A 22,619-nucleotide genomic window follows, 5' to 3' on the forward strand; every position below is an offset into this window, starting at 1 on the left:
CGGTCTACTTCGCCGGCGGTGCGGTCAGGTGCGTGATCCACACCAGCGGCTGGTCCTGCGGATTGGCGTACGGGTCCTCGGCGGACGGCCAGCCGACCGCGTGATCGGTGCGGTAGATGCCCCGGGCCGGCGCGTACAGGATCGGCAGCACCGGATAGTCGGTCATCATCGCCTCGACCATGACCCCGACCTGCTCCTTCGTCGCCGCGTCGTCGGTCGCGGCCGCGAGCGCCGCGATCGCCTTGTCGACCGCGGGGTTCGTGTACCGCTCGACGTTGCCCTTGATCGTGGTCTTGTCCGGGATCTCCGCCGTCGCGAGCGTCGCGCCCATGCCGTGCGCGTAGTCACAGCCGGCGCCCATGTAGTTGATCATCAGCTGGAAGTTGCCGTTCTTCTTCTGCTGGTCGACGGCCTCCGGCGGCATCTTGTTCTGCTTGATGTCCAGCCCGAGCTTGCGGAAGTTGCTGGTGACCTCGTCCGCCATCGCCTCGTAGTCGATCCAGCCGGCCGGGACCGAGAAGGTGATCTTGAGCGGCGAACCGTCCGGGTTGCGGCGCAGGCCGTCCGAACCCTTCTGGTAGCCGGCCGCGTCGAGCAACTGGTTGGCCTTGGCCAGATCGAACGGGATCACCGTGCTGTCCGCCGGGTACTTCTCCGGCAGCATCCCGGCCTTCTCCGGGAGCGACAGACCGGACTGGCTGGCGACCTTCATCAGGCCGTACGTCGCCTTGTCGGTCGCGCGCTGCTTGTCCATCCCGTACGCGAGCGCCTCGCGGAACTTCAGGTCGCTGAACGGCTTCTGGGTGAGATTCGGCGCCAGCACGGTGAGCCCGTTCGGCGCGTACCAGACGTGGTTGGTCTTCGGGTCGGCCGCGACGAACGTCTTCTCCGGGTTCGGGATCTCGCCGCTGTAGAAGTCCAGCTCGCCGGCCTTCAGCTTGGCGACCGCCTGGTTCGCGTCGTAGTTGCCCTCGAGAACCAGCTTCTGGACCTTGACCTTGTCCGCCTGCCAGTAGTCGGCCCGGCGCTCCAGCTCCAGCCGGCGGCCGTTGTAGCTGGCCACCTTGAACGGTCCGGTCGAGATCGGCGACTTCGAGACGTACTTCGCCGGATCGCCGACCGCGCCGAACTCCTTCTCGGACACGATCTTCTGGCCAATCAGGTAGCTGAACTTGGTGGCCGCCGGCCCTTCGAACTCGAACGTCACCTTGTCGCCGTCGGCCGTGACAGACTTCGCCTTCGCTCCGAAGGTGTCGTTCCAGACGCCGGCCAAGTCGATCGCCGGGTACTTCTTCGTCAGGTTGTAGGTGAACGCGACGTCGTTCGCGGTGAACGGCGAACCGTCGCTCCACTTCACCCCCTGGCGGATCGTGAACACCAGCTTGCTCGGACTCTCCCACTTGTAGCCGGTCGCGAGCCACGGGATGACCTTGCAGTCCAGGGAGTTCTGTTGCATCAACGGCTCGAACAACCAGGTGCGGACCGTCAGCTGCGGCGCGAACGGGTTGTAGTTGACCAGACTGCCCATGGACGCGTCGGACTCGGTCGGCAGATTCAGCTCCGGGATCAGGTCCGACGACGCTCCCGACGCGTTCCCCTGCTGCTGTTGCTTCTCGCCGGCGACGCGGCTGCCGGCACAGGCCGGCAACGCCAGCACGGCCACCGACAACGTCGCGACGAGGATCCCCCGCCATGACCCCCGTCCTCGTCGGCTGTGGAACGAAGTACTCGTCATGACGACACCTCCGTGTGTCAGGTTGATACCTGCTTCGAATGCTGTGTCTGTAGCTGTTCCGCTCAGGCTTGGCAGCCGCAGCTGGCTCTCCGCACCAGCCGCGACGGAAGTACGGTTTCGGGCGCGACCTCCGCGCCGTTGATCAGGTCGAGCAGCAACTGGGTCGCTGTCGCTCCGAGCTCGGCCAGCGGCCGGGCGACGGTGGTGAGACCGGGACTCACCAGCGAACTCATCGGGACGTCGTCGACACCGGTGATCACCAGCTCGCCGGGCACCCGCAGGCCGCGTCCGAGGACCGCCATCATCAGGCCGAGCGCGGTCTCGTCGTTGCCGCACACGGCCCCGTCGTAGCCGCCGGCCAGCACGTCGTCGGCCGCCTGCACGCCGTGCGTCTGCTCGAGCCCGGTCGGGTACTGCGTCCCGGGCCGAAGCCCGAGCTCCGCGTGCGCGGCCACGAACGCCTCCCAGCGCTCGGTCAGGTCCGGCGAGCCCTCCGGGTTGCCGACGAAGATCAGCTTCCGCAGCCCGTGATCGGCCAGCAGATGGGTCACCAACTGCCGGAACGCCTGATGGTCGGTCCGTACGACGACCGGCGCCGGGTGCGGGTCCGGACCGATCATGACCACCGGATGCCGGGCGGCCAGCTCCTTGATCACCGCCTTCGGGACGGTGCCGCCGTGGATCGCCATCCCGTCGACGCGCCGGGCGACGTCGAGCAGCTCGTCCGGCGCCTCCTGCCGGAGGTGTGTGCCGATGACGTGCACGCTCACCTGACGCGGTACGGCGACGGTCTCGACGCCGTTGATCAACTCGGCGAAGTACGGCCCGGACAAGCCCGGGAACACGACCGCCAGGGCTCCGTGGCGGCGATTGGCCAGCGCTTCCCCGAGGTGACTGGGCCGGTAGCCGTACTGCTCGATCGCGGCCTGGACCTTGGCCCGGGTCTTCGGCGAAACGCTGCCGATACCGCGGTAGACCCGCGACACGGTCGCAATGGAAACCCCCGCCAGCTTGGCGATCTCGCGCACGTTCATGCGGTCGTCAGTCACTGCCGAGCCTCCTCGCCGAACCGGGTAAGGGCTTGCCGGGTTGGGAGTGTAACCGGTTACAATTCCATCCGCCAGAGCTCGTCGCCAGACCCGACCGGTGCCTCACCGCACCGTTGAAGGAGCCTCATGAGCCCAGCACCCGAGAGCGGCACCCGCCCCGCCGACGCCCCGCACCGCGGTCAGATCGCCCCGCAGCGCGGGCAGATCGGGCTGCGCGCGGGCCGGATCGAGGTCGACGCGACGCCCACCCTGCTGCTGGCCGGCGAGGTGCACTACTTCCGGCTGCGGCGGGACGAATGGGCCGATCGGCTGGTCCGGGCCCGGGACGCCGGGCTGGACACGATCGCCAGCTACATCCCCTGGATCTGGCACGAGTTGCCGGACGGCGAACTCGACCTCACCGGGCGGACCTGCCCGGAACGGGACCTGCCGGCGTTCATCGACCTGTGCGACTCGCTCGGCCTGCGGTTCCTCGCCCGGCCCGGTCCGTTCGTGATGGCCGAACTCAAGAACGAAGGCATTCCCCATCGCGTCTACCGCGAGCACCCGGACGCCCGTCCGACCGGCTGGGACGGCGCGGCCGCCACAACTGAGGACCTCGACTACCGCCACCCCGGTTTCCTGACCGAGGCCGAGCGCTGGCTCGCTGCCGTCTTCGAAGTACTCGCCCCGCGCCAAGCCCCGAGCGGCCCGGTCGTCGGCGTCCAACTGGACAACGAGGTCGGCATGCTCGCCTGGGTGTCGAACACACCGCACCTGGATGACCTTGCCATCGGCAACTTCTTGGCCTGGTTGACCGACCGGCACGGCCCCGAGGGCGCGGCCAAGCTGCTCGGCGACGCCCCCGGCGGGTTGGCGGCCGCCGTCCGCTCCGGTGGTGATTCGGCGCGAACCCTGGCCGTCCACCACGAGCTCGGGCTCTGGGCGCGGGACGACTTCGCGGCCTACCTGCGGCACCTCGAGTCGTTCGCCCGTGACCAGGGCGTCTCGGTGCCGTTGCTGGTCAATGTGCACGGTACTGGCGGCGGCCGCGGTACGACGTTCCCGATCGGGGTCAGCCAGCTCGCCCCGGCGTACCGGGGGCGCGACGGGGTGCTCGCCGGCTCCGACTACTACCTCGGCGAGCTGACCGTGCAGAACGTCGCCGATCTCTATCTCTGCAACGCGATCCTGGCCTGCGTCAACGGACCCGGCCAGCCCGCGTCGTCGCTCGAGTTCGAGGTCGGGACCGGCGACTACGGCGACAACCTGGACGGGCTCAGCTCCCCGGAGTCCGGTATCCACAAGACACTGATCACGCTCGGCCAGGGCAACCGGTTGATCAACTATTACCTGCTGACCGGCGGCCGCAACCCGGTCCTCGAAAGCCTTGAGGAGGACGGCATCCCGCGGATCGCCTTCACCGGCGAGCGGCACGGTTTCGCGGCGCCGATCGACCCCGAAGGCCGGTCGACGCCGGCCTTCGACGCGCTGGCGAACCTCCTCACCGAGGTCCGGGTACACGAGCCGATCCTCGCCACCGGGCGGCAGCTGACCGACGATCTCGGCTTCGGTTTCGTCGCCGATCACTACCTGACCGAGTACGCCCACCCCGCCGCCACGGACCGCCGTGAGCAGGTCGACGACCTCGAACGCCACCGCGGCTTCGGCGCCCGGGACACGCTCGGCCGGGCGATCGTGCTCGGCGGCTACCACGTCGACGCCGTGGACCTGCAGGCGATCGCCGACCCGGAGTCGGCCTGGGCAGCCGGCACGACGGCACCTCAGACGCCCCGGACGATCGCGCTCAGCACACCGCGCACACTCGGAGCCGAGATCCAGCGATGGCTCACCGACCACGTCCGCAACGGCGGCAACCTGTTGCTGACCGGACTCCTGCCGGATCGCGATCATGACGGTACGCCGTGCACGATCCTGGCCGACGCGTTCGGCCTGTCGTCGGCCGGCGTCCGGGTGGACCGCCGTACCGACTCCCGACCGTACTGGCCGACGGTGACCGGCACCGGCGACTTCCTGCTGGACGCCGACCTGCGGGTCGCGTCGGCGCAGCTGCTGCACGCGCCTGCCGACGCAGAGGTGCTGCTCCGCGAAGTCGGGTCCGGGCTGCCGTGCGCCGTCCAGGTGCGGCTCGGCGCGGGCTCGCTGATCTTCGTCGGCTGCGACTTCCCGGCCTCCCGCCTCGACCGATGGCGGACCTTGTTCGCGAGACTCGGCGTCCGGCCCCGGGTCCGGATCGACGCCGACCGCACCGGCCTGGTGACGGTGCCCGTCACCTCTGAGCACGGCAACCTGCTGATCACCGTCAACGTGGCGCCGTACCCGATCGAGGCGTCGATCAGCGTCGACGGGCACCAGGTGCAACCACCGACGACCTTCCCCGCCCGCGGCCACACCCTGCTGCGGTGGTGACCATGACCATGTCCGAGAAAGGACCCCGATGACCTCGTCGACCCCCGCGCCCGAGCACTTCCTCTGGGGAGCCGCGACCGCCGGCCACCAGATCGAGGGCGGCAACACCAACACCGGTCACTGGATGCTGGAGCACGCCCCCGACACTTGGGCGAAGGAGCCCTCGGGCGACGCCTGCGACTCCTACCACCGGTACGGCGAGGACATCGCGTTGCTGGCGCAGGCAGGACTGAAGGCGTACCGGTTCTCGCTGGAATGGTCGCGCATCGAGCCGGCCAAGGGCGAGGTGTCGCGGGCCCAGCTCGACCACTACCGGCGGATGATCGACACCTGCCGCTCGGCCGGCGTCGAGCCGATCGTCACGCTGCAGCACTTCACCGTGCCGCTGTGGCAGCACCAGGAAGGCGGCTGGTACGCCGACGACGTCGTCGACCGGTTCCGGTTCTTCACCGAGACCGCGACCCGGATCCTCGACGACGTCACCTGGGTGGTGACGATCAACGAGCCGAACATGATGGTGAACCAGACCGAGGCACGGATCGACACCGAGGTCGGGGTGAACTTCCCGGGGCCGTCGCCGCACGCGTCCCAGGTGATCGCCGCGGCGCACCACGCGTCGGTCGAGGTACTGCGCGGTCTCGGTCACGTCCGGGCCGGCTGGTCGGTGGCGAACCAGGTCTACCAGGCGGTGCCGGGGCACGAGAAGGACCGTGACGAGTGGGCGTACTGGCGTGAGGACTTCTTCCTCGAGCAGAGCCGGGGCGACGACTTCGTCGGCGTACAGTCCTATCTGCGCACCATCATCGGGCCGGACGGACCGGTGCCGTTCGCGGAGGGCGTCGAACGTACGCTCACCGGCTGGGAGTACTACCCCGAGGCGCTCGGCCAGGCGCTGCGGCACACCCGCGACGTCACCGGCGGCGTACCGATGCTGGTCACCGAGAACGGCATGGCGACGGCCGACGACGAACGGCGGATCGCCTACACCGCGGGGGCGTTGAGCGGGCTCGCGGAGGCGATCGACGACGGGTGCGACGTGCGCGGTTACCTGCACTGGTCGCTGCTGGACAACTACGAGTGGGGGTCGTACGAGCCGACGTTCGGGCTGATCGCCGTGGACCACGAGACGTTCGTCCGGACCCCGAAGCCGAGCCTGGCCTGGCTCGGCGGCCTGGCGACGCGCAACGAACTGCCGCGGGTCCCGGAGCGCCCGGAGGCCGCGGCGAACTTCGCCGCGGCCGTCGCGCGCTAACCCGTTGGTTGCTCCACCAATCCGAACCCGTGGCTGCGGTAGATGTGGTCGGTCGGCTGCTCGGTGAACCGGGCAGCCGTGGTCAGCACCGGGTGCTCGAAGAACGACCGGCTCGCGGCCGGGAACTCCAGCGGGGTGCCGACGTCCAGCCAGTGGCTGACGTGCATCATCGCGATCATCGGCCGCGGCCGGTCGGTGCGGTTCGGCATTCCGGCGTGCCACAGCCGGACGTCGCGGATCAGCACGCTGCCGCGCCGGATGTCCGGCTGGATCGGCGGCGAGATCGCGCGCCGGGCCTCGAGCGCGTCCTCCGGCACCTCGATGTCGCCGCCGACGCCGACCGTGAGGTCGCGGTGGGTGCCGAGCCAGATCTCGGTGGCGCCGTTCGCGGCGGAGACGTCGACGGTGGGGACGTTCACCACCAGTTGCGCGGGCGGATGCGCGACCTCCATCGCCTCGGACGGCCACAGGTGCCCGACGTCGGCGTGCACCGGCTGCCGGGTGTCGCTGGGCAGCGCCGTGTTCCCGCTGTACATGGTGTTGCGCAGGCCGGGTCCGAGGATCGCCGAGGTCAGCGCGATCACGTGCGGGTTCAGCAACACGTCCGCGAACAGGTACGGCTCGAACGGCGGCGGGTCGTGCTGGATGTTGCCCGCCGTCCAGTTGTACGGCGCGTCAGGCCGCGCCTTGAGCAGCGCCAGATCGCTGACCATCCGCTCGTCGAGCGCGTCGAGGTGCTCCAGGTCGACCACCCCCGCCAGCACCACGGCCCCGTCCGTCCGCAAGGTGTCCATGGCTCTCCGCAAGGTCTCCGGCGCCAGCCCGCCCGCGTTCCGGTCCGCTTCTCCAACGTCGATCGTGATCACGATGCTCCCGTCTCCCGCACCAACAGCTCCGTGATGCCCACCTTGGCAGCGCCCCCTCCCCGACGGAATGACCACCCTGGCCACCCGATGAACGTTCTGGCGGACGGGATCCGGCAGACTGTTCCCGTGCCGCACGCAACAACCACCGACGGGCAGCGCATCGCCTACCAGGTCCGCGGCACCGGCCAACCGCTGGTACTGCTCGCGGGCCAGTCCAACAACCACACCTGGTGGGACCCGGTCCGCGCCGACTTCGAGTCGTCGTACCGGACCATCACGCTGGACTGGCGCGGCACCGGCGACAGCGACAAGCCTGATGAGGTGTACAGCACGGCTGGGTTCGCCGAGGACGTGGTCGCCGTACTGGACGATCTCGGGCTGGGTGTGGCGCATGTTTACGGCACGTCGATGGGTGGGCGGGTCGGGCAGTGGGTTGCCATCAACTACCCCGAGCGGGTGCGTGGGCTGGTGCTCGGGTGTACGTCGCCGGGGGCGGCGCACGGGTACGAGCGGAGTCAGGAGATCCGGCGGGCGCTGGCCGATCCCGCGCGGACCGAGCGGGTGTTGCTGGAGTTGATGTACACCCCGGGCTGGCTGGCCGAGAACCCGGGCCCGCATCCGGTGCTCGGCGACGCGACTATGCCGTCGTACGCGAAGGCCCGGCATCTTGTCGCGAGCAACCGGCACGACGCGTGGGACCAGCTGCCGAGCATCACCGCGCCGACGCTGGTCCTGCACGGGACCGACGACGCCTTCAGCCCGGCGGCCAACGCGGTCCTGCTGGCCGGCCGGATCCCGGACGCGCGGGCCGAGCTGATCGCGGGCGCCCGGCATGCCTACTTCCACGAGTTCCGGGAAGTCGCCGGAGCGGCGGTTCTGGCGTTCCTGGCTTCGCTCGACCGGGCGTAGGACCTGCCGGCGAGCCGGTATCGTTGCGAGCGTGTCTGGCGAGCGTGTGCCTCGGGGTTCTGAGGACGACAGGCTCGCTGCCGAATGGGACCGGCATCGGCCGGCGGTCTTCGGTGTGGCCTACCGGTTGCTGGGCAGTGTGGCCGATGCAGAGGACGTCGCTCAGGACGTGTGGCTGCGGGCGGCCAACGCGGACCTGGACGACGTTGACGACCTGCGGGCCTGGCTGGTCACCGTGGCCGCGCGACGTTCGTACGACATCCTGAAGAGCGCCCGGGTACGACGGGAAGAGTACGTCGGCCCGTGGCTCCCGGAGCCGTTGCTGACCGGGCCGGATGCCTCGGAGCCGGTGCTCGTCGACGAGTCCGTCAGTACGGCGATGCTGCTGATCATGGAGGAGCTGAACCCACGGGAGCGCGTCGCCTTCGTGCTGCACGACGTGTTCGGGCTCGAGTTCGGCCGGATCGCGGAAGTGCTGGACGTCTCCGTACCGTCCGCCCGGCAGCTCGCCTCGCGGGCCCGCCGTCGGGTGGCCAACGCCAAGCAGGCCGCCCCGCAGGCACCGAAGGCCGAGCGCGAACGGGTGCTGACCGCGTTCCGCGCCGCCTACGAGTCCGGTGACCTGGCCGGCCTGGTGAAGCTTCTGGATCCGGACGCCGTCTACGTGACCGACGGCGGCGGCAAGGCCTTCGCGGCCCGCAAGCCGATCCTCGGCGGTGAACGCATCGCCGAGGTGATGGTGCGGGTGGGACGCCAGTGGCACCTGGACCGCATCGATCTCGTCGAGGTCGGCGGCGAGCTCGCGCTCGTGACCTACAGCCAGGGTCAGGTCTACTCGGTCGACACCGTGCAGCTCACCGGCGGCCTGATCACCGCCTACCGCCGGGTGCTGAACCCGGACAAGCTCGCTCACGTCTGAGCTGTCACACCCCGGCGGGCTACCTCGTCTCCCTGATGAGAACACCCGACCGAAGCGGAGTACCCGTGACGCACCGCGTCAGCATCGACAAGCAGCACCCGGCTGCCTACAAAGCCCTCATCACCCTCTCCATCGAGGCCGAGAACGCCGCCGTCGCGGCAGGCCTCGACCCGCTCCTCGTCGAACTGGTGCGGATCCGCGCCTCGCAGCTCAACGGTTGCTCGTTCTGCCTGCGCATGCACACCCGCGACGCCCTCGCGAAGGGCGAGAACCCCGACCGGATCGCCGTACTGCCCGCCTGGGCGGAGACCGGCTACTTCTCCGACACCGACCGCGCCGCGCTCCGGCTGACCGAAGCCATCACCCGGGTGTCCGACGGGCACGTCAGCGACGACGACTACGACGCCGCCGCGGCCGTCCTCACCGCGGACCAGATCTCGGCCGTCGCCTGGCTGGCCACGGTGATGAACGCCTTCAACCGCGTCGCGATCACCAGCCGGTACCGCGTCGACGGCGGTCCCGGCAGCCGATGAGCACCGCGCGCGTGGTGGTCGTCGGTGCGGGGTTCGCGGGGTATCACGCGGCGCGGGGACTGCAGCGGCTCGCGCCCGACGCGGAGATCGTGGTGATCAACCCGACCGACTACTTCCTCTATCTCCCGTTACTGCCCGAGGTCGCGGCCGGGGTGCTGGAACCGCGGCGGATCTGCGTGTCCCTTCCGGACCGGTTGCCGAAGGTCAAGCTCAGGCTGGGCGCGGTCACCCGCATCGACATCAACGCGCACGGCGTCGAGTGGACCGATCCCGACGGACACCGCCGTACGACGGAGTTCGACCGGCTCGTGCTGGCGTCGGGCAGTGTGAACAAGCTGCTGCCGATTCCCGGCGTGGCGGAGTACGCCCATGGGTTCCGGAGCATCTCCGAGGCGTTGTTCCTACGCGACCACATCACCCGGCAGCTGGAACTCGCGGCCGCCACGAACGACAAGGACGAACGGGACGCGCGCTGCACCTTCGTCGTCGTCGGCGCCGGGTACACGGGCACCGAGGTCGCCGCCCAGGGTCAGCTGTTCACGCGTCGGCTGCTCAAGCAGTTGCCCGCACTGCGCAATCAGCGGGTGCGCTGGGTGCTGGCCGACCTCGCGGAACGGCTGCTCCCCGGGCTCGACCCGCGGATGTCGGCCACAGCCGAGCGAGTGCTGCGCAAGCGAGGACTCGAGGTGCGGACCCGTGAGTCGGTCGAGTACGCCGCCCCGGACTGCCTGCGGATGACGAACGGCGAAGAGATCGCGACCCGCACGCTGGTCTGGTGTGTCGGCGTCCGGCCGGATCCGTTGGTCGAAGGCCTCTCGCTGCCCACCGACCGCGGCCGGCTGCGGGTCCACGAGACGCTCGTGGTCGAGGGCCGCTCCCACGTTTTCGCCGTCGGCGACTGTGCCGCCGTACCCGATGTCACCCAACCCGGATCGGTGACCGGGATGACCGCGCAACACGCCCAACGCCAGGGCAAACTGGTCGCGCGCAACGTCGCCGCTTCCCTGGCCGGCGCGGAGCTCGAAGGCTACGAACACCACGACCTGGGCTTCCTCGTCGACCTCGGCGGCTGGCAGGCCGCCGCCAACCCCCTCAAGATTCCGCTCTCCGGCCTCCCCGCCAAGACCGTCACCCGCGGGTACCACCTGCTCTCCCTGCCAGGCAACCGCACCCGTACCGCGACCGACTGGGCCATCAACACCGCGATGCCGCCCCGCGCGGTACAGCTGGGGCTAGTCACCGCCGACCAGGTACGCCTCGATTGCACCGTTCCCAGTAGTCGGCCGGGTTCGTTCCGGTGATCGAGCACACGATGCGGTGGAACTGCGGGTAGCTTCCGAAGCCGGCCAGGAGCGCGGCATCGACCATGGTCACGCCGTGGCCGGTGCCGTAGATCTCCAGGAAGCGGCGGAACCGTTGCTCGTTGCGGAAGCGCGTGATGCTCGTCCCCATCTGCTGCGCGAACAGCCGGCTGAGATGGTGCGGGCTCAGGCCTACCGCCCGTGCCAGTTCGGGCAGCGTCGACACGGACGGCCGATCCCGCAACAGTCCGGCGGCCGCTGCCACCGCTGGATGTACGACGGTTGCCGGCGTAGCTGCCGGCGCCTCGTGGAATGCCTGCCAGGCGGCGAGAATCGCGTGGCGCCGGGCGGCGAGCTCCAGCTCGGGGTGGCCGGGAGCTGCCGCCTGGCGGAAGAGCGTGTCCAGCCATCCGGCCTGGTCGACCCCCAGGCGGCGGGCGAACAGGCCCGGCGGATCAGGAAGCTGGAACGGCTTGATCCAGTCACTCGGTTCGTCGATGCCGAGCACTGCGGGATCGAAGACGCAGAGCCAGTCCCGGTAGGCCGGGGACGCGTCCACGAACAGGTGGTCCTGGCCCGGAAACAGCCAGACGAGGGATCCCGGCGCCAGGTGGTAGCGACGGCGGTCGAGGAGGTACGTCGCGGTGCCGTCGGCCACCAGGTTGAACTCCACACCGCGATGCCGGTGCGCGACCGTCATCACCTCGACCTGGTCGCGACGGGTGAACACCAGCCCGTCAGCAGGTAGCACCTCGTCGATCATCGACCTATCTCCCGCGCATGAAATGAGAACCGGCCCGCCACCGAACGAGAAGCCGCGCCGCATCGCCCACCCCTACGGTGAAGTGAAATCACACCACGTGATCACCCCGATCCGAAAGGGCTCCGCTTCGATGGCGACACCGACCGAACTGGACGACTACCTGTTCGACCTTCGCGGCTACCTGATCCTCCAGCAGGCACTCGACCCCGGCCTCGTCGACGAACTCAACACGGCACTCGACGACCTCCCGGAACTCGAGCCGCAGGCCTGGGCGGGCAACGTGCACCGCGTCGACGACAACCCGGACAACGCCGGCGTCGAGCTCCAGAACATCGTCGAAGGCGGGCCGGCCTTCGAGCGGCTGATCGACCATCCCTCCTGGCTCGCTCACGTACGGCGTTACTGCGGTGAGCAGGACAGCTACGTCGAGGGCCTGTTCATCGACGAGTGCTTCGCGACGATCCGCCAGCACGGAGGCTTCTTCCCGGTGCACTCCGGCGGCTACCGCGGCGCCGTCCGCGGACAGTACCGCTACAAGGACGGCATCTTTCGCTGCGGCCAGGTCAACATCCTGATGGCCCTGACCGACATCGGCCCCGGCGACGGCGGCACGCTGGTGATCCCGGGCAGCCACAAGTCGAACCTGCACCACCCGCAGTTCGACCAGTACAAGAGCTGGGACACCACGATGGACGCCATGCCCGGCGTGGTCGAGGTACACCTCGCGAAGGGCGACGTACTGCTGTTCTGCGACGGCCTGTCCCACGGCGCATCCACGCGCACCAATCCCGGCGAGCGCCGGGCCCTCATCTACCGCTACGGCCCGTCGTGGGCGACCACCCGCTGGGGCTACAGCTACTCCGAGGAACTCCTGGCCCGCGTCACCCCACAGCAGAAGTCCATCCTGCAGCCGATCGCGCCACGACGCCCGCAAAAGGTGCAGCCCTGAAGTCTTGTCATGCATCATGCGCATACCTATAGTCCAGCCATGCGCAGCACGAGCGAGCGTTCACCGTCCGATCTCGACGCGTCCACGGACCGGGAGCGGCTTCTCGTCGCGCCCGCCGTGGAGCGGCGTACCTTCCGGACCGTGCGCCACGACGCCGACCTGGTGATCGTCGGGGGCGGCTTGGCCGGTACCTGCGCCGCGATCACGGCGGCCCGCGCGGGAGTCCACGTGATCCTCGTCCACGACCGGCCGGTGCTCGGCGGCAACTCGTCGTCGGAGGTGCGGCTGTGGGTCCTCGGAGCCACGGCGCACATGAGCAACAACAACCGGTGGGCCCGTGAGGGCGGCGTCGTGGACGAGATCCTGGTCGAGAACACCTACCGCAACCCGGACGGCAACCCGCTGATCTTCGACACAGTCCTGCTGGAGAAGGCGGTCGCCGAGCCGAATCTCACCGTATTGCTGAACACTGCGCTGGTCGACGTGGCAATGGCCGCCGACCGCCGGATCGACCGGGTCTCGGCGTTCTGCAGCCAGAACTCGACCAGGTACGACATCGGCGGACGCCTGTTCCTGGATTCCAGTGGTGACGGGGCGCTGGCCTTCCTGGCCGGTGCGGCGTTCCGGATGGGGGCCGAGTCGAGTTCGGAGTTCGGGGAGAAGTTCGCCCCGTCCGACGACTACGGCCATCTCCTGGGCCACTCGATCTACTTCTACAGCAAGGATGTCGGCCACCCGGTCCGGTTCACCCCGCCGGCCTTCGCGCTGTCCGACCTCGACTCGATCCCGCGGGCGCGCAACTTCAACACCAGTGAAGACGGTTGCCGGCTCTGGTGGATCGAGTGGGGCGGCCGCCTCGACACCGTCCACGAGACCGAGACGATCAAGTGGCGGCTGTGGCAGGTGGTGTACGGCGTCTGGAACCATCTCAAGAACTCCGGAGAGTTCCCCGAGGCCGAGAACCTGACGCTCGAGTGGGTCGGGACCATCCCCGGCAAGCGGGAGAGCCGGCGGTTCGAGGGCCTGTACATGCTCCGTCAGGACGACGTGTTCGGCCAGACCCAGCACCCCGACGCCGTTGCGTACGGCGGTTGGTCGATCGACCTGCATCCGGCCGACGGTGTCTTCAGCGAGAAGCCCGGCTGCAACCAGCTGCACAGCCGCGGGACCTACCAGATCCCGTACCGCTGTCTGGTCAGCCGGGACGTGGACAACCTGTTCCTGGCCGGCCGGGTGATGAGCGCCAGCCATGTCGCCTTCGGATCCACCCGGGTGATGGGTACCTCGGCGCACTGTGCGCAGGCCGTCGCGGTGGCCGCGGCCCTGTGCTTGCGCGATGGTCGCGAGCCGGCCGACCTCCTCGAGCCGGAGTCGATGGCCGAACTGCAGCGTGAACTCCTGCGCCGCGGCCAGCACATTCCGCAGTACGCCCTCCGGGACGGCGACGACCTGGTGGCGAGCGCACGGGTGTCGGCGAGCTCGGCGCTCGCGCTCGGATCCCTGCCGGACAACGGATCCGCCGTACCGCTGGCCGAGGACCGCGGTCAGCTGCTACCGCTGCCCGCCGGCCCGGTACCCCAGCTCGGTCTGCGGCTCGACGTGTCCGCGCCGACCGTCCTGCGGGTGGAGCTCCGCCAGGGCCGGCGCCCGGACGACTACACGCCGGACCAGGTGCTCGCCGGGAAAGAGATCCGGTTGGATGCCGGCGACAACCAGTTGGTGAAGCTCGATCTCGGCGCCGAGCTCGCCGAGCCGGGGTACGCCGTCATCTGCCTGCTCGCCAACGACCGGGTGGCGGTGCGGGTCTCCGACCAGCTCGTCACCGGTCTCGTTCCGCTCCGGCACCGCCGCGACCAACCCGAGGACGCCGGCACCGGATGTCCGGGCTTCGAGTTCTGGGCTCCGATCAGGCGTCCCGACGGCCGGAACCTGGCGCTGACCCTCGATCCGCCCGTCCGGGTGGGGGATCCGGAGGCTGTCGCCAACGGCGTCGACCGGCCCACGTTCGCGACCAATGCCTGGATCGCCGAGTTCGACGACCCACGTCCCGCCCTGACCCTGCGGTGGGACGACCCGGTCGACCTCGGCCGCGTCGAGCTCGCGTTCGACACCGACTTCGACCACGCGATGGAATCGGTCCTCTACGGCCAGCCGGAGGACGCCATGCCCTACTGCGTCCGGGACTTCCGGGTCCGGTCGGGCGCACAAGTCCTGGCCGAGGTGCGCGATCACCACCAGAGCCGCTGGGCCCTGACGCTCGACGAGGTGGTCAGTACCGATGAGCTCACCATCGAGGTCGACGCGGTGAACGGCGCGGCGCCGGCCGCGATCTTCTCGGTCCGCTGCTATTCGGACCAGGACGCCCGGATCCTTCGCCGTACCGGGGGTGTCCAGCCGTGACCGACTCCACTGCCGACGCGATGCCGACCACGATCGAACCGGGTGTGGAGCCCCGGCTGCCAGGAGCCGGCAGCGGCCAGGCCCTGGCCCGCGGGCTGCACATCCTGCGGATGCTCGTCGACGAGGGCGAACCGATGACGGCTACGGAGGTCGCCCGCCGGATCGGGATCCACCAGAGCTCCGCCTCCCGGATCCTGGCGACGCTGAGCGAGGTGGGCTACGTCCGCAAGGACCAAGGCCGGTTCGCCCCTGACTACGGTGTGCTCGCGCTGAGTTCGGCGACCACCCGCCTGCCGTTGATCCAACGACCCCGGGCAGTCTTCGAGCAGCTCACGACAGAGCACCGCGACATCACCATGACGATGTGCATGCTGTGGCGTGACGAGCTGCTCTACCTGCTGCGGCAGACGAGCGGCTCGGAACCGCTCGCGTTCTGGACCGGCACGTTCCCGATCAACGTCTCCGCGCCTGGTCTGCGGCTCCTGGTCGACCTCCCGGACGACGAGGCGCTGCACATCCTGCGCGTCGCGCGCCAGCGCAACGGCTGGGGCGGTCGTCCCGAGTTCGTGCCGCCGACCGAGGAAGGCCTGCTGGCCAAGGCCCGCGCCACCGTCGCCGACGACGTACTGATCATGCCGAACTGGGTCGTCGAGGGCCGCACGAGCGGGGCGATTCCGCTGATCACCCCCGAGCCCCATCCGGTGGCGCTGGCGATCGTCGACGACACCGGCACTCTCGGCGCCGAGCGGCTCGCGGTGCTCCTGCACCAGGCACGACGGCTCGTCGAGCAGTCCTTCGCGACCTGATCCGCGGCCGGCACCGGCCTGCAGCACATCCCCCGTACCCCCTGAACGAGAGGACGCGCCCATGACCAGATCGCGAACGATCACCCGCCGTTCCCTGCTAGGCATCGCGGCCTCGGCGAGTGCCGCGGCCCTGACCGGATGCAACCTCGGCGCCGGCGGCGGGAAGCCGGCGGGCGGAGACGGCGTCACGCTGAACGTGTGGGGCGGCGTACCGAACGAGTCCGGGCCCGACGACATGTGCAAGGCGTTCATGGCGGAGCATCCCGGCACCACCGTCACGTACACCCGCTACGTCAACGACGACCAGGGCAACCTGAAGCTGGACACGTCGCTCAGCGGCGGCGTACCGATCGACCTGTACTTCTCGTACGGCCCGGTTCCGATGTTCAAGCGCAGTGCCGCCGGTCTCGCGCTGGACCTCACCGAAAAGATCAAGGCCGAAAGCGACTTCGCCGCACTCACCGCGGACGCCAGCCCGCTGTCCAACTACGTCCTCGACGGCAAGCTGTACGGGCTGCCGGCCGCCCGGGCTCCGCAGCAGGTCTACATCAACAAGACGATGCTGGACGCCGCCGGGATCAAGCTGGGCAAGACCTGGACGGTCGACGAGTTCGTCGATGTGGCCCGCAAACTCACCAAGCCGGGGGTCTTCGGCACCTTGACCCCGCCGCCGCTCGCCAGGCCCGCGCTCGGGCCGGACTACCTCTACGCCGACGGTGGCAAGCGCTCGAACTTCGGGAACCCGTGGTTCGCCAAGGAGCTCGAGCTCGGGCTCCAGCTCCAGAAGGACAAGGTCGCGATGGACCGCCAGACGATCATCGCCGAGAAACTGCAGACGTTCAGCCAGAACCCGTTCATCGCGGGACGCGTGGCGATGCTGATCCAGTCCGGGCAGATCATCCGCTCGATCAACGACACGAAGGGGTACCCGCACGACTTCGCGACGTACTGCATGCCGGTCCCCGTTCCGGCCGGCACCAAAGGCTGGAACACCGGCCAGATCGGTGACCAGATCTCGATCAGCCCGAAGTCGAAGTCCCCGGACCAGGCGTGGGAGCTGGCCAAGTTCTGGGCCCGCAACGCCGGAAAGTACATGACCAAAGGCGGTCGCCTGCCGCTGCTCCAGGGCGAGTCCACCCCTGACCAGATCCTCGAGCAACTGCTCGGGCCGCAGCGCGACACGCTGTACGACGTCCAGTCCTGGAAGTCGACGCTGTTCGAGAGCGATCTCAAGCTCCCTGTCGACACGATCTTCACCGCCGGCACCGAGATCTCGACGATCCACACGAAGCTGACCGACGAGACCCTGCTCGGTGACCGCACCGTGGCGTCGTGGGTCACCGAGGCGACCCGGCAGAGCGACGCCGCGATCGCCAAGGCAGGCAAGTGAGCGCCGCGGTCCTCGCCGCGCCCGTCAGCCGCCGGGCACGGCGCGGGCCCGGTGGCGCGTCGATGACGGTCGGCTGGCTGTTCATCCTGCCCAATCTGGTCGGCTTCCTGGCCTTCACCCTGGTGCCGCTGGTGTCCGGGGTCGGGATCTCCTTCACCGACTGGAACGTGGTTTCGGGGCTGGACGGGATCCGGTTCGTCGGGCTCGACAACTTCGCCGCGCTGATCCGGGACACCGGGTTCTGGCAGGCGGTCGGCCGCACGGTGCTGTACGCGGGCGTCGGCGTTCCGCTGACGATGCTCGGCGGGTTGATCATCGCGCTCTGCCTGAACGGCCCGGTCTTCGGGCGCTCGGCGCTGCGGGTGATCTTCTTCATCCCGCACATCGTCAGCTCGATCGCGCTCGGCTTCGTGTGGTTGTTGCTGCTGCACCCCAGCAGCGGACTGGTCAATCTGACGTTGAAGGCGCTCGGTGCCGCACAGCCGCCGACGTGGCTGGTCTCCCAGGACTGGAGCCTGGTCTCCCTGATCCTGATCACCTCCTGGGCGGGGATGGGGTTCCACGCCGTCATCTTCCTTTCTGCCCTGCAGGCACTGCCGGAAGACCTCTACGAGGCGGCCGAACTGGACGGAGCGGGACACTGGCGCCGCTTCACCACGATCACCTGGCCGTCGCTGCTGCCGACCACGACCTTCCTGGCGATCATGTCGATGATCGGGCACTCGCAGGGCTTCGGCCTGATCGCCTTCCTCACCCAAGGCGGGCCGGGCGATTCCTCGACCACGTTGTCGTACCTGATGTACCAGAACGGCTTCCAGTACTACCGGTTCGGATACGCGGCGGCGATGGGCATGATGAGCTTCGTCGGGGTGCTGCTGCTGAGCGCGCTGTTCTGGCGCTTCCAGCGCGGACGGGGGTTGTACTCATGACCACGGCCGCTGTCAGGCAAGTTCGCCAGGTACCACGCAGCCGGCGTCCGGCTGCACGTGCCGGGTACGTCGTGAAGTCCGTCCTGTTGTGGGCCTTCGCGATGCTGTTCCTGCTGCCGTTCGTCTGGATGCTCTCGTCGTCGCTGAAACGCAACCTCGACGTGTTCGCGATCCCGGTGCGCTGGATCCCGAGTCCGGTGGAGTGGAAGAACTACGTCGAGGTCTGGACGAGCGGGGCGGTGACGATGGCGGTGTTCTTCGCCAACTCGCTGACCGTCTCGCTGATCGGCGTGGTGGGTGACCTCACCACCTCCGCGATGGCCGGCTACGCGTTCGCCCGGCTGACCTTTCGGGGCAGGGACAAGGTCTTCCTGCTCTATGTGGCCACGGCGATCGTGCCGACCCAACTGCTGCTGATTCCCCGGTTCATGTTCTTCCAGCAGCTCGGGCTCTACAACACGCTCTGGGCGCTGATCCTGCCGGGAATCTTCACCGTCTTCGGCACCTTCCTGGTCCGGCAGGCGTTCCTCGCCGTACCCGCCGAACTGGGCGAGGCGGCGCGGATCGACGGCGCCGGCGAGTGGCGGGTCTTCTTCCGGGTCTACCTGCCGCAGATCCGCTCGACCCTGGCCGCGCTGGCGATCATCAGCTTCGTCGGATCCTGGAACGACTACGAAGGACCGCTGATCATGCTGTCGAACCAGAACCTCTACACGGTCCCGATCGGCCTGACCCGGTTCGTCGACGCCGACGGCGGCCTGTCGGCCGGGCTGGCGATGGCCGGTTCGGTCTCCTCGGTCGTCCCGATCCTGATCATCTTCCTGGTGTTCCAGCGCCAGTTCGTCGCCGCCCTGGCCAGCAGCGGCCTGAAGTAACCGACAGCAGAACGCCCAGGCCGGCCGAGCTGGGCCTGGGCGTTCTTACAGGGGTGGAGGTGGGCTGGAGCCTGAGCCCGTGGGCGAACGGCCAGATATTCACCTCTTGCTTATATCAGTAGCCACTGATATATGTCGTTCATGACAACCTTCACACCCGCCGATCATCTGGGCGCGGTGGCACGCGCGATCACCACGACGGTCCGGGACGGCCGGGAAATGCGGCTGCTTCGGGTGAGTCGCTCGTACGACGCGACGCCCGAGGAGGTCTGGGCCGCACTGACCGACCGCGAGCGCGTCCCCCGCTGGCTGATGCCGATCGAAGGCGACCTCCGGGTGGGTGGTCGTTTCCAGCTCGAGGGCAACGCGGGCGGGGAGATTCTCGCGTGCACTCCGCCCAAGGCACTCCAGGTCACCTGGGAGTACGGCGGCCAGTCGAGCTGGGTCGATGCCGCTCTGGAGCCTGTCGACGACGGCACGCGCCTGGTCCTGGAGCATGCCGCACCCGTCGAACCGCCGGAGCTGTGGGAGGAGTTCGGCCCGGGCGCAGTCGGCCTCGGGTGGGAACTCATGCTGATGGGCCTGGCCGAGCACCTCGCCGACCCCACCTTCACGCCCCCGTCCCCCGACACGGCGCCGAGCCCCGACATCGTCGATTACCTGACCGCGAGCAGCCACGGCTGGGCGGAGGCGGACGCGAGTTCAGGCACCGACCCCGCGCAGGCCCGGGCCGCCGCCGAGCGCTGCCTCACGGCGTACACGACGGTGCCGGAGGACCCCGGCGCCTGATGCACGCCTTCGACGTGCTCGGCGACCCGGTACGGCCGACGGACCAGTACTGGAAAGGAATCACCATGAGCACCTACGAAGTGACCCGTACCGAGACCATCGGCGCCACACCGGACCGGATCACACCGCTCATCACCCGTTTCCCGGCGTGGCAGCAGTGGTCGCCGTTCGAGCGCTCCGACCCCGAGCTGCGGCGCTCCTACCGTGGCCCGGCGGAGGGCGCGGGCGCCGAGTTCGAGCGCGGCCTCTCCGCCCTCAAAACCCTCGCCGAGGCCCGCGCCGACGACCCGACCTGATCCCGATCCGGCCCTGGTGGTCGTCAAGTGGTCGTGCACATGAGAACGCCCAGGCCGGCTGAGCTGGGCCTGGGCGTTCTCACAGGGGTGGAGGTGGCGGGAATCGAACCCGCGTCCTTCGGCGGTGTTTCAAGGCTTCTCCGGGCGCAGTCTGAATGGCGCTTTTCTCGGCCCCAGCGTTTGTACAGACATCTCGCTGACAGGCTCAGTCACTGTAAATGTCCCGTGCTAGCCCCGTGACCGGGCTAACAAAGCAAGCTCCCTAGATGAGGCCAGGAGCCGGGGCGGGAGCATCCCCGGGCTGACCGCTTCTTTAAGTGCTCAGGCCGTCAGGCGGCGAGAGCGAAGCTACTGCGCTTAGCGTTGGCAGTTATTGGTTTCCAGAGATCGTTAACGAGATAACCCTGGATCCTCGGCCCGCTTCCCTTGGAACAGACGTCCAAAGTCGAAACCGTTCACCCCCTGTTGAGTTGTCAAACTCCCACCCGTACCGCGGTGGAAGGTCCACACTACCAAGTCCAACAGAGCGCCCGCACCTGACATTCCCGCCCTACTCGATCAGGGCCTACTTGATCAGGCGCAGCGTGAACGGATAGCGGAACTTGCTGCCCGCCGCGGTGGCCAGGCCGCCGATCCCGGTCAGCAGGAACCACAGGATCCCGAGGATCGGGAACAGGAACCCGAGGAACCCGTCGGTGATTCCGGTCATGATCCCGAGCAGCGCGAACGCCCCGAACGCGGTCAGCTGGAAGTTCAGCGCCTCCACGGCGTGCCGGCGTACGGCGGGATTCTTCTGGCCGGAGGTGGCGACGACCAGGGCCGGGCCGACGAACGACGTCGGGTACCCGAGCCAGTGCGCGACCGTGCCCATCCCCCGCCCGTCACCGCGGTAGGTCTGCAGCGGCGCCGGGCGCGTGAAGGCCGCGGGCGCGTACGTCGGCACCGGCCGGGAGACGAGCCCGTCGAACGTGCTGTTGAGTTCGGCCCGGGTCCGCGCCTTGAGCGCCAGCTCGAGACGGGTGTCGAACTCCATGTGGTCCAGGCGACCGTCGGCGTACATTTCTTTCAGGATCTCGACGGCCCGATCCCGTTGGGCCGGAGTCACCAGCAGCTCTGAAGTGGACATACCTCCACTGTGCGCGCCCACCGCCCGCCACCCCATCGGGTGCAGCCCGGACCGACCCCTGACCCGACCCGGAAGCCCCGGATCAGCGCGCGTAGTCGGCCAGCACGAACGGCGGGATCAGGTCCACGAAACCGCTCAGTACCGGCAACGCCGTCAGCGCCTGCGGGACGGTCCACGGCTTCGCGGCGAACGCGACGGCCAGGTTGCGGGAGACCCGGAGGTCGAGCGGCGGCTGGTCGAGCAGCCACTCCATCATCCGCGGGTGCAGCATGGCCGAGCCGTAGCGCGCGTCCGCGCCGAGCACCCGGAACCGGCGGTTGAACGCCTCGCTCTCCACCTCGACCCGCACCATGCCGGGCTCGAGCGTCCCGTCCCCGACGACGGCCTCGCGGCCGACGGCCAGGTCCGGCAACCGGGCGGGCAGCTCGATCGCGATCAGGTGGTTGACCCAGGTGGTCGGCAGGTAGCGCCCCCTGGTCGTGTGGACGAACTCCGCCATCCGGATCGGGCGGCCCTGGTACTCGCCGACCAGGATCCGCCGCAGCTGTCCGTCCGGCGCGAAGATCCGGCAGCCGGCCGCGTGCAGGGACCCGTCGGCGTCGTCACCCGGGCGCCAGCCGTACCGCTCGGCGCCCGCCTGCTCGCGAGCGAGCCGGGCCTGCGCCCGGTCCACCCAGGGACCGCCGATCCGGGCGATCAGCCACCCGACGAGCACGACGAAGCCGATGAACAGGGCGAAGCCGACCTGCAGACCAGCCCAGGCCTCGAGCCAGCGAGGCACCGTGACAGCAAGCACGGACGCAACCTAGCCGACCCCGAGGCCGTACGCCGTCAGGACACTAGCCCCGGCGGCGCTCCGAGAGCGCGCGCTGGGCCTCGCGGTTGGCCTGGCGCTCGGCGAGGGCGTGCCGCTTGTCGTAGTCCTTCTTGCCCCGCCCGGTGGCGAGCTCGACCTTGGCGTACCCGTCCTTGAAGTACAGCGACAGCGGGATCAGCGAGACACCCTGCTGCTCGACGGCGCGGATCAGTTTCTGGACCTCGTCCTTGTGCAGCAGCAGCTTGCGGGTGCGGCGGGGCTCGTGGTTCGTCCAGGTGCCGTGCTTGTACTCCGGAATGTGCATGCCCTGCAGCCACAACTCGTTGCCACGGACGGCCGCGAACGCGTCGACGAGGGAGGCCCGGCCCTGCCGCAGGGACTTGACCTCCGTCCCGGTCAGCACCAGCCCGGCCTCCACCACGTCGTCGATGTGGTAGTCGTGTCGCGCCTTACGGTTCTGCGCGATCGGCTTCTCCCGGCCGGACTGTTTCACCATCCGGCCAGTA

21 protein-coding genes and 1 other RNA gene are annotated in these 22,619 nt (G+C 69.1%); 14 read left to right on the forward strand and 8 right to left on the reverse strand.

From position 1 onward, the window contains the following. Positions 1 to 4: 4 nt before the first annotated feature. Positions 5 to 1,735, reverse strand: coding sequence for an ABC transporter substrate-binding protein (locus ABN611_RS03285; protein WP_350278256.1), 1,731 nt, complete (start codon positions 1,733 to 1,735; stop codon positions 5 to 7). A gap of 62 nt (positions 1,736 to 1,797) precedes the next feature. Then, a complete protein-coding gene (locus tag ABN611_RS03290) occupies positions 1,798 to 2,784 on the reverse strand; it encodes a LacI family DNA-binding transcriptional regulator (protein ID WP_350278257.1) in 987 nt (328 codons plus the stop codon). 126 nt (positions 2,785 to 2,910) lie between these two features. Between ABN611_RS03290 and ABN611_RS03295 the strand changes: the two genes are divergently transcribed. Continuing rightward, complete coding sequence (locus tag ABN611_RS03295) at positions 2,911 to 5,193, forward strand: beta-galactosidase (RefSeq protein ID WP_350278258.1); 2,283 nt, start codon at positions 2,911 to 2,913, stop codon at positions 5,191 to 5,193. Positions 5,194 to 5,221: 28 nt separating this feature from the next. Continuing rightward, positions 5,222 to 6,445 carry a family 1 glycosylhydrolase gene (locus ABN611_RS03300; RefSeq protein ID WP_350278259.1) on the forward strand — a complete coding sequence of 408 codons (1,224 nt, stop codon included), beginning with the start codon at positions 5,222 to 5,224 and terminating at the stop codon, positions 6,443 to 6,445. On the opposite strand, the gene ABN611_RS03305 is transcribed toward ABN611_RS03300, so the two are convergent. Next, a complete protein-coding gene (locus ABN611_RS03305; protein WP_350278260.1) occupies positions 6,442 to 7,311 on the reverse strand; it encodes a phytanoyl-CoA dioxygenase family protein in 870 nt (289 codons plus the stop codon). The two genes, ABN611_RS03300 and ABN611_RS03305, sit on opposite strands and share 4 nt — an antisense overlap. An 87-nt stretch (positions 7,312 to 7,398) precedes the next feature. Here ABN611_RS03305 and ABN611_RS03310 point away from each other — a divergent pair, with 87 nt between their 5' ends. The 4 genes from ABN611_RS03310 (at position 7,399) to ABN611_RS03325 (ending at position 10,973) form a co-directional block, all read left to right on the forward strand. After that, on the forward strand, positions 7,399 to 8,220 hold the full coding sequence (locus ABN611_RS03310; protein WP_350278261.1) for an alpha/beta fold hydrolase: 822 nt from the start codon (positions 7,399 to 7,401) through the stop codon (positions 8,218 to 8,220). Positions 8,221 to 8,251: 31 nt separating this feature from the next. Beyond that, positions 8,252 to 9,139, forward strand: a complete 888-nt coding sequence (gene sigJ / locus ABN611_RS03315) for an RNA polymerase sigma factor SigJ (RefSeq protein WP_350278262.1) — start codon at positions 8,252 to 8,254, stop codon at positions 9,137 to 9,139. A 65-nt stretch (positions 9,140 to 9,204) separates the two neighbouring features. After that, a complete protein-coding gene (locus ABN611_RS03320) occupies positions 9,205 to 9,672 on the forward strand; it encodes a carboxymuconolactone decarboxylase family protein (protein WP_350278263.1) in 468 nt (155 codons plus the stop codon). Next, complete coding sequence (locus ABN611_RS03325) at positions 9,669 to 10,973, forward strand: NAD(P)/FAD-dependent oxidoreductase (protein ID WP_350278264.1); 1,305 nt, start codon at positions 9,669 to 9,671, stop codon at positions 10,971 to 10,973. The genes ABN611_RS03320 and ABN611_RS03325 overlap by 4 nt, the downstream gene beginning before the upstream one ends. Here the strand turns inward: ABN611_RS03325 and ABN611_RS03330 are convergent. Further along, positions 10,909 to 11,736 carry a helix-turn-helix transcriptional regulator gene (locus tag ABN611_RS03330; RefSeq protein WP_350278265.1) on the reverse strand — a complete coding sequence of 276 codons (828 nt, stop codon included), beginning with the start codon at positions 11,734 to 11,736 and terminating at the stop codon, positions 10,909 to 10,911. The genes ABN611_RS03325 and ABN611_RS03330 overlap by 65 nt on opposite strands. Before the next feature lie 130 nt (positions 11,737 to 11,866). On the opposite strand from ABN611_RS03330, the gene ABN611_RS03335 reads away from it, so the two are divergent. The 8 genes from ABN611_RS03335 to ABN611_RS03370 all read left to right on the forward strand — a co-directional run bounded on the left by ABN611_RS03335 (position 11,867) and on the right by ABN611_RS03370 (position 20,170). Beyond that, positions 11,867 to 12,685, forward strand: coding sequence for a phytanoyl-CoA dioxygenase family protein (locus ABN611_RS03335; protein ID WP_350278266.1), 819 nt, complete (start codon positions 11,867 to 11,869; stop codon positions 12,683 to 12,685). 39 nt (positions 12,686 to 12,724) lie between these two features. Next, entirely contained in the window at positions 12,725 to 15,085 is a 2,361-nt protein-coding gene (locus ABN611_RS03340) for an FAD-dependent oxidoreductase (protein ID WP_350278267.1), read from the forward strand. Beyond that, complete coding sequence (locus ABN611_RS03345) at positions 15,082 to 15,891, forward strand: helix-turn-helix domain-containing protein (protein ID WP_350278268.1); 810 nt, start codon at positions 15,082 to 15,084, stop codon at positions 15,889 to 15,891. The genes ABN611_RS03340 and ABN611_RS03345 overlap by 4 nt, the downstream gene beginning before the upstream one ends. Positions 15,892 to 15,952: 61 nt before the next feature. Continuing rightward, positions 15,953 to 17,281 (forward strand): extracellular solute-binding protein, encoded by a 1,329-nt coding sequence (locus ABN611_RS03350; protein WP_350278269.1) that lies wholly within the window; start codon positions 15,953 to 15,955, stop codon positions 17,279 to 17,281. Then, positions 17,278 to 18,210, forward strand: coding sequence for a sugar ABC transporter permease (locus ABN611_RS03355; RefSeq protein ID WP_350278270.1), 933 nt, complete (start codon positions 17,278 to 17,280; stop codon positions 18,208 to 18,210). Before ABN611_RS03350 ends, ABN611_RS03355 begins: the two co-directional genes overlap by 4 nt. Positions 18,211 to 18,281: 71 nt before the next feature. Then, on the forward strand, positions 18,282 to 19,085 hold the full coding sequence (locus tag ABN611_RS03360) for a carbohydrate ABC transporter permease (protein ID WP_350278271.1): 804 nt from the start codon (positions 18,282 to 18,284) through the stop codon (positions 19,083 to 19,085). Positions 19,086 to 19,226: 141 nt separating this feature from the next. Beyond that, positions 19,227 to 19,874 (forward strand): SRPBCC domain-containing protein, encoded by a 648-nt coding sequence (locus ABN611_RS03365; protein WP_350278272.1) that lies wholly within the window; start codon positions 19,227 to 19,229, stop codon positions 19,872 to 19,874. Further along, on the forward strand, positions 19,874 to 20,170 hold the full coding sequence (locus tag ABN611_RS03370; RefSeq protein ID WP_350278273.1) for a hypothetical protein: 297 nt from the start codon (positions 19,874 to 19,876) through the stop codon (positions 20,168 to 20,170). Before ABN611_RS03365 ends, ABN611_RS03370 begins: the two co-directional genes overlap by 1 nt. Before the next feature lie 85 nt (positions 20,171 to 20,255). Here ABN611_RS03370 and ssrA read toward each other — a convergent pair. The 4 genes from ssrA to smpB form a co-directional block, all read right to left on the reverse strand. Next, positions 20,256 to 20,633: a transfer-messenger RNA gene (gene ssrA / locus ABN611_RS03375) on the reverse strand. A gap of 102 nt (positions 20,634 to 20,735) precedes the next feature. Continuing rightward, positions 20,736 to 21,296, reverse strand: a complete 561-nt coding sequence (locus ABN611_RS03380) for a DUF1707 and DUF4870 domain-containing protein (protein WP_350278274.1) — start codon at positions 21,294 to 21,296, stop codon at positions 20,736 to 20,738. A gap of 82 nt (positions 21,297 to 21,378) precedes the next feature. Next, positions 21,379 to 22,092 (reverse strand): hypothetical protein, encoded by a 714-nt coding sequence (locus ABN611_RS03385; RefSeq protein WP_350278275.1) that lies wholly within the window; start codon positions 22,090 to 22,092, stop codon positions 21,379 to 21,381. A gap of 43 nt (positions 22,093 to 22,135) precedes the next feature. Beyond that, the gene (gene smpB / locus ABN611_RS03390; protein ID WP_350278276.1) at positions 22,136 to 22,609 is read right to left on the reverse strand and encodes an SsrA-binding protein SmpB; all 474 of its coding nucleotides are present in this window, start codon (positions 22,607 to 22,609) and stop codon (positions 22,136 to 22,138) included. Between the last annotated feature and the right edge of the window lie 10 nt (positions 22,610 to 22,619).

The organism is Kribbella sp. HUAS MG21 (assembly GCF_040254265.1).
Lineage (GTDB): Bacteria > Actinomycetota > Actinomycetes > Propionibacteriales > Kribbellaceae > Kribbella.

Coding starts and splice junctions, on each gene's coding strand:
- ABN611_RS03285 (WP_350278256.1), bottom strand. CDS start 1,735: ATGACGAGTACTTCGTTCCACAGCCGACGAGGACGGGGGTCATGGCGG.
- ABN611_RS03295 (WP_350278258.1), top strand. CDS start 2,911: ATGAGCCCAGCACCCGAGAGCGGCACCCGCCCCGCCGACGCCCCGCAC.
- ABN611_RS03300 (WP_350278259.1), top strand. CDS start 5,222: ATGACCTCGTCGACCCCCGCGCCCGAGCACTTCCTCTGGGGAGCCGCG.
- ABN611_RS03310 (WP_350278261.1), top strand. CDS start 7,399: ATGAACGTTCTGGCGGACGGGATCCGGCAGACTGTTCCCGTGCCGCAC.
- ABN611_RS03325 (WP_350278264.1), top strand. CDS start 9,669: ATGAGCACCGCGCGCGTGGTGGTCGTCGGTGCGGGGTTCGCGGGGTAT.
- ABN611_RS03330 (WP_350278265.1), bottom strand. CDS start 11,736: ATGATCGACGAGGTGCTACCTGCTGACGGGCTGGTGTTCACCCGTCGC.
- ABN611_RS03335 (WP_350278266.1), top strand. CDS start 11,867: ATGGCGACACCGACCGAACTGGACGACTACCTGTTCGACCTTCGCGGC.
- ABN611_RS03340 (WP_350278267.1), top strand. CDS start 12,725: ATGCGCAGCACGAGCGAGCGTTCACCGTCCGATCTCGACGCGTCCACG.
- ABN611_RS03350 (WP_350278269.1), top strand. CDS start 15,953: ATGACCAGATCGCGAACGATCACCCGCCGTTCCCTGCTAGGCATCGCG.
- ABN611_RS03365 (WP_350278272.1), top strand. CDS start 19,227: ATGACAACCTTCACACCCGCCGATCATCTGGGCGCGGTGGCACGCGCG.
- ABN611_RS03370 (WP_350278273.1), top strand. CDS start 19,874: ATGCACGCCTTCGACGTGCTCGGCGACCCGGTACGGCCGACGGACCAG.
- ABN611_RS03380 (WP_350278274.1), bottom strand. CDS start 21,296: ATGTCCACTTCAGAGCTGCTGGTGACTCCGGCCCAACGGGATCGGGCC.
- smpB (WP_350278276.1), bottom strand. CDS start 22,609: ATGGTGAAACAGTCCGGCCGGGAGAAGCCGATCGCGCAGAACCGTAAG.